Source organism: Methanothermococcus sp. (assembly GCF_015523155.1).
Classification (GTDB): Archaea; AGJL01; Methanococci; order Methanococcales; family Methanococcaceae; genus Methanofervidicoccus.
In genome coordinates this window covers 1-12,534 of sequence record NZ_WAKW01000050.1, presented here as the reverse complement: position 1 = coordinate 12,534, position 12,534 = coordinate 1, and the positions used below count along the sequence as shown (strand labels likewise).

At 28.8% G+C, this 12,534-nt stretch carries 8 protein-coding genes and 1 pseudogene; 3 read left to right on the top strand and 6 right to left on the bottom strand.

From position 1 onward, the window contains the following. The 3 genes and pseudogenes from F7B34_RS05145 to F7B34_RS05135 all read right to left on the bottom strand — a co-directional run. Positions 1-4,763 (bottom strand): annotated as a pseudogene (locus F7B34_RS05145) (hypothetical protein); the annotation flags it as partial. Positions 4,764-4,886: 123 nt separating this feature from the next. After that, entirely contained in the window at positions 4,887-5,177 is a 291-nt protein-coding gene (locus tag F7B34_RS05140; protein ID WP_292460764.1) for a hypothetical protein, read from the bottom strand. Positions 5,178-5,340: 163 nt separating this feature from the next. Further along, positions 5,341-6,675 (bottom strand): P-loop domain-containing protein, encoded by a 1,335-nt coding sequence (locus tag F7B34_RS05135; RefSeq protein WP_292460763.1) that lies wholly within the window; start codon positions 6,673-6,675, stop codon positions 5,341-5,343. Between the two features lie 391 nt (positions 6,676-7,066). Here F7B34_RS05135 and F7B34_RS05130 point away from each other — a divergent pair, with 391 nt between their 5' ends. From F7B34_RS05130 to F7B34_RS05120, 3 genes are all read left to right on the top strand, one after another. Next, entirely contained in the window at positions 7,067-8,404 is a 1,338-nt protein-coding gene (locus tag F7B34_RS05130) for an AIR synthase related protein (RefSeq protein WP_292460762.1), read from the top strand. Between the two features lie 104 nt (positions 8,405-8,508). Next, on the top strand, positions 8,509-9,489 hold the full coding sequence (gene fen / locus F7B34_RS05125; RefSeq protein WP_292460761.1) for a flap endonuclease-1: 981 nt from the start codon (positions 8,509-8,511) through the stop codon (positions 9,487-9,489). A 16-nt stretch (positions 9,490-9,505) separates the two neighbouring features. Beyond that, positions 9,506-10,144 (top strand): hypothetical protein, encoded by a 639-nt coding sequence (locus F7B34_RS05120; RefSeq protein ID WP_292460760.1) that lies wholly within the window; start codon positions 9,506-9,508, stop codon positions 10,142-10,144. A gap of 27 nt (positions 10,145-10,171) precedes the next feature. Here the strand turns inward: F7B34_RS05120 and F7B34_RS05115 are convergent, their stop codons facing one another. From F7B34_RS05115 to F7B34_RS05105, 3 genes are all read right to left on the bottom strand, one after another. Beyond that, positions 10,172-10,534, bottom strand: coding sequence for a YcgN family cysteine cluster protein (locus tag F7B34_RS05115; RefSeq protein WP_292460759.1), 363 nt, complete (start codon positions 10,532-10,534; stop codon positions 10,172-10,174). A gap of 34 nt (positions 10,535-10,568) precedes the next feature. Beyond that, entirely contained in the window at positions 10,569-11,381 is an 813-nt protein-coding gene (locus F7B34_RS05110) for an HD domain-containing protein (protein WP_292460758.1), read from the bottom strand. Positions 11,382-11,473: 92 nt separating this feature from the next. Then, positions 11,474-12,534 (bottom strand): ABC transporter substrate-binding protein (locus F7B34_RS05105; protein WP_292460757.1); only part of this gene is annotated, 1,061 nt, incomplete at its 5' end.

The window sequence follows — 12,534 nt, the reverse complement described above, 5'->3', positions numbered from 1 at the left end:
TTTTGAAATACTCCACTTTTGTCGTATATCTTTAAGGTTATAGTTCCATTTTTATAAATATATAATTTAAATTCGTACCATTCATCCTCTGGTGGGTTCCAAGTTATTTCTGAACTTATTCTACTGGCACTACCTCCTGTTCTTTTATCTATCCATATACTATTAGTGCTGTGGCTTACTGCAATGGTATATCCGTTAAAGTTTTCATCCTCTAAACCTATTCTATCAATACTTCCACCACCCCAATTACTTGGTCTATATATCCAACCTTCCAATACAACATCCCTACTTATATTATATGGTAGTAATTTATAACCCCCATTTGGGTCGTTATAATTGGATTTTTTAAGAGAATATGTTCCAGAATCAGATACCTCGTTTGACTGACTTACAATACCGCTGCTATAATTATACCAGCCACTCCAATTTTCAAAGTTATCAAAGAAAACCACCCCAACTTTATCATTTATTGTAGCGTTTCTACCTCCGAAGAACGGAATTATTTGAGAGTAATTGCTTTCGTTGGTTTGATAAGTCTCCTCAGCCCAAATATCATTTATATTGTATCCATCATTTAAACCTCTCGTTGTGTTGATTGTTCTTGAATCTACCGCAACAAAATAGGTTCCATTGCTGTTTAATACAAATGTATAATTTCCTGTTGCATTTGTTGCCGTAGTATTTATACATGAATCGTTAATATCGAGAATACCATTTCCATTTATATCCTTAATTAGCAACACGCGCACATCTGGAATAGGGATATCAGAAGAATCTTTAACACCCAATGTTCCAAAATCCTCATAAATATTACCTCGTATAATTTTAGGATTGACATTTATTGAATAGTTGGATTCATATATAACTCCGTTGGATTCTATACCTGTTATTGTAATATTATATGTTCCACCAACTGGCAAGTTAAAAGTATAATTATACAATTTCCAAAAAGATAAGGTATTGTTATCTATACTTTGGAGCTCCATTGAGCTATTTATATATAAACTTCCATTTGGATAGTATATTGTTATATTTGCCCCACTTATATCGTAGGAACCTATTGGGTCAGTAATATTGGCAAAAATTGTAGCAACATCATCATTTCCAATACAATAGCTTGTTTTATCGTTGTATATATTGCTTATTTTAACATAAGTTGTTGTATTTAGGGATATTTTAGATATATGGTTTGTATCATGATATAAATTTATTGAATCATCTGAATTTTGATTTTCCACCCTCAAAACAATGTAGTAATTTTTTGGTATGGTTTTCAATGAATCTAAGGAGATATTAAATAGGTACGGATTTACATTACTACTTAACTGTATGGTTTCTTCATCACTTCCCAAGGTAAATGAATTACTTCCATCAGTGGCTATTAAAGATATTACAATATCATGTGTATTTGTTCCAGAAGGGTCATTCATATAAAGTAGAATTGGAATTTTTGACAATACAACAAAATCGTCTGCAAATCTTGGTGATTGATACCAGGAACTCAATGAATATCCATCAATTGTTGTGTAATTATTTGATACCGTAGGTTTTGAAGTGTTAAGGGTTTTTAAATAGTTTCCATGTAAATAAAATGTTTTTTGAACAGAAGAAGGGTAAGGGGTAGATGTTTGAAAAGACACATCATCATATATGGTTGGATTTGAAATATCTGTAAATCTTAACTTGGTTAAATCAAGCTCACCCAATGGTGTTGTGGAAGGAATTACCTTTGTAACTGTTAAATTGAAATCTCCATTTGGTATATCTATATCAGGCAAACCATTGGAATTCGAGTCATAACCACTTGCTATATAATCCCAAGTTCCATCTCCATTGTTGTCCTCAGCTATTAACGAGGAATTTTTATATATTTTTGTTGTCCAACCTTTTGTTGAATTGGATATATTTATATCAAATCTGCTAGTTCCTCCTTCGTTGTGGGTAGTTATATTGTAATATATTTCATCTCCTGCATTTCCAATCTTTTCCTGATAGTTAGGTGTTATTGAAAAAGTGGAAATATATATTGTAATACTCTTTTCATCATTTGAAGTATTTTGGTCATTTGGTAGATTCGTTTTTATAGATATGTTGTATTTTCCATAGGGTATATTTGAAATGTTTATTGGAAAACTTATGGATTTTTCTTCCATATTAGGAACTGATAAATTAATTAGTGTAAAATTTGAATAGAAATAACTACCATTTATTTGCGTAATATTAATTGAAACATTTAAATTATATGCATCAACTAATCCATATAGTGCCACTGTTGAATTTACATATATTACTTGCTGAATATTTGGGTTAAAACTATCTCCATTATTTGGATAATCTATACTTTTAACGCCTGCATCATACAGCTGACTTAAACCCATATTTATTTCATTAATCATATCTGTATAGTTATAACCTAATCCCCAAATTATAGGCACTACCCATATTTCCCCAGGATTTAAAGAACTTTTATACCATTCCAAAGCAGTTCCTGCATCGCCATTGTAGTATGAATTATTATTTAGATTATTATTTGATATATCATTCCACATATTTCCATATTGATTAACATCATGGGCATAACTAAAAATAGGTGATTTAAAACCACCGTATTGGATATTATTGATAGGTGCATTAGCCTTATGCCCATATACTAAGTCATAGCTATTGTTGTAGTATGAGTTGTCATTTAAATAATCTCCGTCAAAATTCCAGTCCATACCTTGGAAGAATTTTAAATTGCTGTATGTCTTTGTCGTAGGGTTTTTTATATAATATACAGTAGCAAACCATTTATTGTTCCCCCTAATAATAATTTTTTGAGTGATATTCAATTCACGATCATTCCATGGAGCATACATATCTGTTATAATAGCACTCTCTAAAATACCATTGGGCACACTATTCAATGGAATATCAGTTCTATTGATTTCAGATAGATAATATGGGGCTGTTTCATACCAATCCCCCCCATTTCCATACTGTCGTATTATATTGCCTGATTTATACCTTATTGCTATTTTTGAACCAGCATCTGCGTCGATATTATTTGCATAGTTATTATCACCTGTTCTTCCCGCATGGTCATGGGATTTTATTGTGGATGAATTGTCTCCTTCATTGTATGGAAATACTATTGCAGAGATTTGACCACATCCACCAGAATCTTGACCATCATAGGATACCTCAACAGCAATTGAATTATTTGGTGCAGGGGGTTCTAAGGATATATCATATCCATAAACAGGGTCGTCATAAAAATATAATGTGTTGTTCTCAACATACCACCTGAGCTCCCCTTTAACCTCTCCGGTTAATCTATTTATTGAAATATTATTCCTAATAACCCTGCCATCATCCCCTACGATTTTTTTAACTCTATAACCTTCTGGAATTTTGCAACTGAATTTATACCAAACATTATCTAATTTGTTATTGACTTTAACTTTAATCTCGGTATTACTTATTTTTTCTGAGACGATGGTAGTATTTAAAATACTATTAGGTAATGAATATTTCTTTAAGAGTTTTTTGTTTGCCTTTGTCTTAATTTCTACAATAACGTTGTTATTTATTTGACTTATTTTTGAAATGGAATATTTCTTTTTATATTTTTTCAATATTTTATTAACCTCATTTTTATTTCCTTCAAGTTTAATAACTAAATTTTTATTAACTGGATTGTAGGAAACTATTTTTTTTATTTTTGGCTTGTTTTTAAGTTTAATTTTTATCTTTTTTTTTGCATTTCCACAGGTTAAAATTATCTCTTTAATATCTTCTGGTTTTGATATATTTAATTTGTTTATGAAGTGGTTCAAAGAAATATTAAATGTTCCATTAACTAAAGAAATATTACACTCTTTTTTATTTTTAATAGAGCAAGTTATAAACTTTGGTTCTTTAACATAATATGAAACATTACCAAAAATATAACTATTATTAAATTTAGCGTTAATTTTGTAGTAATCTACAACAAAGTTTCTTTTAATTCTATCAACTAAAACAGAATAATTTCCCAATAAAACATTTTTATTTAGCTTTGCTGATAAATAGTAATAATTTCCTTTTTTATGGATTTTTAAATTTATAGTTTTATTATTAGGAGTTATTATGTGTGCTTTGTTTGGTTTAAAGTTGGTTTTTATAATTATTTTTTCCGATGGAAAATAAATATCTTTAACAACAATAGTTTTATTTATTTTATGTTTTTCTATTTTTTCATTTTTTGGATTATATTTTACGAATATTTCCTTTGATAGTGTTTCATTTTTAAATTTTGAATAAATTGTAATGTTTGTATTTAATAATATAGGGGAGAGAATATATGTATTATTGCTTACCTTAACAACATTTAAAGATGTCTTATTTGTAAACCCATAAGGCATTCCATTAGTTTTTATAACAACTTTGTAATTATTTATCGATATATCTAAATAATGTTTTAATTTCTTGGAGATGTTTTTTATATTTTTGGAGTTATTGATATATTTTAAATTTTTAGAAATGGTGGTGTTTTCTTTATTAATGGATTTATTTTCAGGTTTTGTAATATTTGCACTATTGTTTATATCTAAATTAATAACCATATTGCTACTATTGCTACTACTATTATTACCAATATTATTGCTGTATATGGTGCTGTTTACTGGAAAAGTAAGGTTTTGAAGTTTTTTACTTACATTATAACTTGAATTTATGTTATCGCCAAACGCAAAAATCGAAGATAGCAACAATAATATTATTAAAAATATTTTAAATTTCATAATACCACCATTTCAAAAATATTCTATATATAATAAAATAAAAATATATAAAAGTATTCAAAAATATTCTATATATAATAAAATAAAAATATATAAAAGTATTCAAAAAATTAATAAAAAAATTTAAATCTTTTTAGAGACTTTTAAATAATTACCACAATCCTCAATAATTAGTGTTTCGTTTTTGCCTTCTATTGTTATTTTACAAACATTGCCATTGCTATCGTTTTTATTAAATATATTGTTAAACAGTGTATTTGAGGCACAGTATATTGCAAGGGATATGTTGCCAGCATGCTCGTTTATGGATGATAACAATGGAACAATAGCTAAACCATCTTTATCAACTAATATTAAATCTTCCCTATTTTTACCGTTATTACAATTTTTATATTCAATAGTTGCCCTACTCATTATATCTACCTCTCAATATTATTTTATATTATTTTAAATGATTATTTTAATATATATTGATTATAGAACATTTTTAGACATTTTAATGTAATTAAATATATAAATGTAATATAATACAAAATTATAATAATCTTCTTAAAAAATAGAAAATTTTGTTTATTAGTTATTTATATACTTTATTACTTAATTTTAAATAGTATTTACTTAGTTCTTTTCTGAATTTATCTATATCCAAATATTTTGCCTCGTGGTCTTCTAAGTATATTCCTCTATCACCAGATGCAGTTAATAAATCTAAACTACTTGTAATAATTATAAAGGCACTTGTTAATTTTTCTCTCTCATTCATTATAATTTCTGAAAGTGGTTTAACTCCTTCAAACCAATTGGACAATAACCCACTTACAAGTAAATTTACGGCTGAATTATCTTCATCGATTAATATCAAATCCACATCTGTTGATAATGCCTTCTGAATCTGATAAGCCATAGTCATAGAACCTGATGCTGTCCCATGAACATTCTTTGGAGTGCCTTTTATTCCCTTTGGTAGTTTTTCAAAAAATAAACTTATGTCATTTCCATACATCTGCATGCATCCCGTGGTGGCTTTGGATAGGTTTTTTGTAGTGATTATATATTCTCTTCCATCTCCGATTAAATGGTCATCCTGCCCGCTGTCAATTGCCTCTATCAATGTTGTTTTACCTTGGGCATTTCTTCCAGTAATAATAAATATTTCCTTTTCCTTTATGCCGAGCCCTGTAATAATGCTGCCATCGTAGAGCTCTACCTCTATTGGATTCAATTCCTCAGGCGTTTTGAATGGTATATTTATACCTTCTTTTGGTCCTGCAATTCTATAATGTCTTCTTATATTTGTATAGCTCCTCGCAGGTCTTGAATTATCTCCTATAAAGGATACAAGCCCTAAATCCTTTAATTTATCCCTTAAATTCTTTTGATTTATTACGTTAATATTCTCTTTTTCAAGGATTTTGCAAGGTATCTTTTGGATGAAATCATTTAATTCATAAGATAGTTCGTCAATTCTTTTTGCTATTATTTTCGGAGCTCCGTCCTTAAATATCATCCTTAATAGTAAATGAATTTCATTGTTATTTATAAAGTTATATTTATCAGACCTCCATAAATCGCTGCCTATATTTAAATCACTATTTATCACAGTTATGGGTTCAAACAATGCAGCATATCGTTTTCCAAGACTTCCAGATAATTCAGGAAATTTTTTCTTTTTCATTTGCTCTTTAATACATTCAATAATTCGTGCCGTGCTTCCCTCCAATCCTTTTTTATTTATATCTATTAAATCATCCCTTTTAAACACAAAAGGCAGCACTATTTTTATATTTTTATCTGTCTGTCTGATTGCATAGAAAACCTTATTTTTGTTAATTTTTGTCAAAATTTTATGATTTAAATGTGGTGTTATTATATTCTTTATGACATCCTCAATCAATGAAGTCTTTGAATTCACATTATCACTTCAATATACTAAACTGTAGTTCTCATAAGAATTTATATTTATTAATATAATTTATCGTAAATACCTCAAAGTTATAAAATTTATAGAATTATAAATAGAATAAGTTAAACACTTAAACCTTTTTTAGATACTAAATATAACAGATTTTCTTAATTTTTAAAACATCAATTATAATATGGTTATATATTACACACTAAACTATAAGACTTTCATATAAAGATATAATGAGGTTATAGCTAAGAATTTTTTACGAATATAACCTTTTTATATTTCAATGCTTATATAAAATCTTTTAATATATTTTAAAGGGAGGGCCGTAATTTACTTATATAAATTAAATATTTTATTATAACATACATGATATATTTATTTGGTGAAAAAAATGGATATTGAAGGATATGTAAAAAGATGTTTGGAGAGAAAAACGCCTGAAAATAAAATAATCGAAGATGGATTTAAAAGACTAATGGAAGTCAAAAAAATAGATGAGAGAACTGCAAAGGAATTTGTTGAGGCAGTAATTCAGGAGGTAAAAACCACCCAATCATATAAAAAAATAGATGATGAAAAGTTAAAATATATTTTGAACTGTAAGAAATCAGGAGTGGGCATGGGAGAGATAGGCGGGGGCAGTAGAGGAGAAGGGGATTTTTTCATACATAGACAAATAGCAAGAATAATAGAAAGCACAAATCAAAAAACAGAAGTTGATAGCAGGGAACAGGATGATGCAGGGGTTGTAAAATCAAATGCAAATTATATAGTTGTTGCAGTTGATGGAACTCATTCAAGATTAAGTGATTTTCCTTTTTTAGCTGGTTTTCATGTTACTAGGGCATGCCTTAGAGATGTTTTTGTAATGGGGGCAAATCCTGTTGCACTTATAAGTGATATCCATTTAGCAGATGATGGAGATGTATCTAAGATATTCGATTTTACAGGTGGCATTTGTGCAGTATCTGAGGCAATAGGTGTCCCATTGGTTGCAGGAAGCACATTGAGAGTTGGAGGAGACATGGTGTTGGGGGATAGAATGGTGAGCTCCGTAGGGGCAATAGGTGTAATTGAAGATAACAAACCAACGGCAAGAAAAAGAGCAGAAGTTGGAGATGTAATTTTAATGACTGAGGGAAGCGGTGGAGGAACAATATCCACAACGGCATTATATTATGGCATGTTTGATGTAATTTATGAAACACTCAATGTGGATTTCTTAAAGGCATGTAAAAATCTCATAAAACACGACCTATTAAAATATATTCATGTAATGACTGATATAACGAACGGAGGTCTTAGGGGGGATGCCTATGAAATTTCAAAAACTGCAAATGTTTCATTGGAGTTTTATAAGGATGAAATATATAGTTTGATAAATCCAAAGGTTTTGGATATGCTGAACAAATTGAATATTGACCCATTGGGAATTTCAGTGGATAGTTTATTGATAATAGCTCCAAAAGAACATGTGGATGAAATTATGAAAAAAACTGATGCAAAGATGGTTGGAGAGGTAAAGGAAGGAAATACTAGTTATATAATAGATAATGGTAAAAAAATCCCACTGATTCCAGAGTTTAGGGAGGCCGCATATACCCCAGTTAAAAAAGTCGTGGATAAAATGAAGCCCGATAAAGAAGAATTTGAAATTATGAAGGAAAAGGTTAAAAAGGCATGTGATGAAGCCATTAAAAAGAAGGAATTTGTAAAGGAATTATTGTGAAAATTATTATTAAAATAAAATTAAAAGTATTATGAAAAATTTTAAAAGAGATATTAATATTATAAATTTACAAACTAATATATAATAAACATTTGGTGAATAAAATGGGAGTGCAGTTTAACGATTTAATCCCAAAAAAGGAAATATCATTAAAGGATTTAAAAAACAAAACCGTAGCAATTGATGCTATGAATATTTTATATCAATTTCTATCTAGTATAAGGTTAAGGGATGGTAGCCCTCTTAGAAATTCAAAAGGGGAAATTACTTCAACATACAACGGTATATTCTATAAGAATATATATATGCTTGAAAATGATATTACACCGATATGGGTATTTGATGGAAAACCGCCAGAATTAAAAACTAAAACAAGAGAAGAAAGAAAAAAGGTAAAAGAAAAAGCCATGGAAGAATATATAACGGCAAAAGAAGAAGGAAACATAGAAGATATGCAAAAATATGCAAAAAGAATTAACTATTTAGAACCAAAGGTTGTGGAAAATTCAAAAAAACTTTTGGATTTAATGGGTATTCCCCACATAACTTCACCATCAGAAGGAGAGGCACAGTGTTCCTATATTGTAAAAAAAGGAGATTCCTATGCAGTTGTAAGTCAGGATTACGATGCCTTATTATACGGAGCTCCGAGAACTGTTAGAAACATCACAGCATCAAACAAACCTGTGGAGTTAATTGAACTGGATGAAGTTTTGGAAACTCTGAATATATCACTTGACAATCTTATAGATATGGCAATATTGATTGGAACTGATTATAATATAGGAGGCATTAAGGGGATTGGTCCAAAAAAGGCACTAAATATAGTAAAAAACAACAAAATGAAAGAGTATATAAAAGATATTGAAAACTATGAAGTGATAAAAAATATATTTAAAAATCCAAAAATAACAGATGACTATAATTTGAAATTGGGAACTCCTGATATCGAAGGATTGAAGGAATTTTTAATAAATAAAAATAATTTTTCAGAGGATAGGATTATACCATCTATTAAAAAATTGGAAAAAATAGTTAATAAGAAAAAAAGCCAAACCACTCTTGAATCTTGGTTTAAATCATAATATAAAAAGTGATAACATGTTTAAAGTATATAGATTTACCGGAATAACAGGAATTGTTGCCATACTGTTATTGCTCGCATTGTTGGGGATTTTGGCGATACTATTATCCCCTTTGTTTATAGGTGCAGCGTTATTAATATTGATTTATATAGTCTATGTAAAATTTAAAAAATCTATTAAAAAAATTATAAAGAATATAAAAAAGAAAAAAATAAAAATAAAAAACGAATCACAAAATGGAGAAGTGGAAATACATTTTGCGAAATCCATTTCAGTGGAATCTAAAAAAGAAGAAAAAAGCATGACTATTCCATTAAATGATGGCATATCTTCAATTGCTATTGAGGATGGTGATAATACATTTGGGGATAATAAAGAAAAGGCAGATTTTATTGCATATTTACTAAAAAAAGGGCTTAAATTTGAGAATAATTCAATATATTACAACGATAAACTGGTCTATCCTATTTATAAAAGGTCTTACCCAATAAATGAAATTATACGATTATACAATAATAAACCAAAAGCTGATATAATAATACTTGGATTAAAAGGGGAGCCTAATAAACCAAAATTTACATACCTCATACCAATAGAACATGCAAAGGAGAGAATGACCATTGATGAGCTTAGGGCATATCTCACAAATATATAAATGTAATATAAAAGACATAAAATTATATTATTTTTTATCCCCTTCGTAGTATCTCAATAACTCATAACATTTTGGCTCCATATAATTTTTGATATTCTTAACATAGGGACAGTCCTTAGGCAAAGCTTGGGCCATTATGGCTTCCATCATAGATAAACAAGTTTTTTCTTTTTTGAATCTATCTTTGTAAATTTTACATAGTTTTGTTTCTTTATCAAAATGCTTGCAGTAAATTATTACAGGAACTCCATTTGAATCTTTATAAACATTTACTATACAACATCTTCCACATCTTTCACAGAGCTCATCTGGGAAGAGCTCCCCACTGATTTTAATTACCATATTTCGATTGTATTTTAGTGTTTTATATTTTGAATGAAATAATTCCATAGTATCATCAAAAAATTTTATTTTTTTAATTAATTTATTTATTTTTTATTTTTTCTTTTATTTTTCTTATGTTATTCCTTAACATATTATTTAAATAATTTTGCATGTCTTTATAAATATCATATGTTTTTTCAGATTTTGGCAATGTATTATATATCTTCTTTAAATAATCTCTTTCCTTTATTATTTCAAAGGTTCTATGGAAGTTTATATCATAAATCCATGCCATTTGAAGTAATTTCAAATCATTAATTGTTTTTACTTTCTCATATTCTACAATTTCCTTATTTTTCACAGCGTTGTATGTTTCATTAGATATATATGGTTCATCCAAAAATCCAAGCCCAATTTTTTTATTCTGATTCTTTTTTTCATAATAATCAATTACAATACGCCAAATATCCAGTTTGTCTGCATCACGAATTAGTCTGGCGAAAAATAAACTTTTAGCATCTAAGTTATTGGGTATTTTTGCTTTATTATGGTATTTGATTGCATTTATAATTATTTTAGTATGGGTGTTGTCAAGCTCCCTCAATATATTATTATTTAGAAGTATTTTTATGCCTAATAATGCATGATCTTCGGATTTAGCGTCTGAGAATGTTTTATATTTCGCATATTGTTCAAATCTTCCAATGTCATGGAACAATGCAATAGTTCTTGCTAAAAACATGTCGAGCTCATTTAAATTCAAACTATTTCCAATATCTGTTATTTCATCACATACGCGGTAAGTATGGTAAATTTTTAGATTTATGTTTTCCTGGTCTTTTGGGTTTAAATTATATTTGCTCACATAATCTTCAAACCAATTTACAAATACCGAATATTTTCGATTTTTCATTTTTTCACATTATAATTTAAGTTAAAATTTTAATAATGATATAAAAATCCTCCTAATATATAAATATATAAAAAGGAATTAAAAAATAGAAGTTATTGAAGTTTAATATAGTATTTTAAATCACTATCTCCATTAGGGAATAATTCTGGATGAACCATTTTGGCATAATCTTCCATAGTTCCAATTGGGTCTTTTGCCTCCCATATATAATAATCAGGCTTTGAAACATAGAATCTTCCATTCTTGTATGCTTTGAAATTTTCAAAGCCTGAATTTGGATATCTGGCTAATAAATCTGCTTTTGTTTTTATGTCTTTACACTGCCTGAGTATAACTACATCTGCATTTGCTGCCCTTTCCATAAATGTCTCGTAATCAATCTTTTCAGAACCTGTTCCTGGCAGGTCGTTAAATGCGTAATCTCCTCTAAAATCATTTATCATCTTTGCATAATAGTTCTGAGCTTCTGGTATATATGGCGTGCTTGTATCACTATATTTCCAAAAATCAACAACTTTTGGGTAGTCTTTTGCATTTCTTGTAGTTCTTAATAATTCGTTTCTTTTTTTCCAAGATTTTTGGAAATAATTATTTGCTTTATTATATTTGTCTTCTCCCCAGAAGGCAGCGGCATATTTTGCCCACTCTATCCTTCCCAAAAATGTAGGTTCCTCGTATGTATGGAATCTTGATACGGTGATTCCTAGTGATTTTAATTTAGCTTCCATTGTATCATGGGCTGACCAAGACCCTAAGAATACAATATCTGGGCTTGTATTAACTACCACATCATAATTAAGTTCAGAGGCTGTGCCAATATTGAATACCTTGCCTTCGTCGTATCTTTTTTTGAGCTCTGGCGAGTATTTCAAGACGAAGCTTGGAACACCTTTTATTGTATCGTAGCATGAGGAATCGTTTAATATATCAGCAGTTGAAACAATTGGACAGTAAAATATAGTATCTATACTTTTTACAGGTATCTTTATTACCTTTGCATTAGGAATATTCGGATTCGTTGCCCCTTCTTTTAATAAAACAAATTTATTTCCCTCAGAATCCACCATATAACAGTATCCTTTATTCCAGTGTGGCTCCAAACTAAATGTTTTAGCAAATACAACAGGTTCTCTAAATCTATCATAGTTTTTGA

Excerpts from the sequence above, each read along its gene's own strand:
- F7B34_RS05140 (WP_292460764.1), bottom strand. The coding sequence starts at position 5,177 with ATGAGTAGGGCAACTATTGAATATAAAAATTGTAATAACGGTAAAAAT.
- F7B34_RS05130 (WP_292460762.1), top strand. The coding sequence starts at position 7,067 with ATGGATATTGAAGGATATGTAAAAAGATGTTTGGAGAGAAAAACGCCT.
- fen (WP_292460761.1), top strand. The coding sequence starts at position 8,509 with ATGGGAGTGCAGTTTAACGATTTAATCCCAAAAAAGGAAATATCATTA.
- F7B34_RS05120 (WP_292460760.1), top strand. The coding sequence starts at position 9,506 with ATGTTTAAAGTATATAGATTTACCGGAATAACAGGAATTGTTGCCATA.
- F7B34_RS05115 (WP_292460759.1), bottom strand. The coding sequence starts at position 10,534 with ATGGAATTATTTCATTCAAAATATAAAACACTAAAATACAATCGAAAT.
- F7B34_RS05110 (WP_292460758.1), bottom strand. The coding sequence starts at position 11,381 with ATGAAAAATCGAAAATATTCGGTATTTGTAAATTGGTTTGAAGATTAT.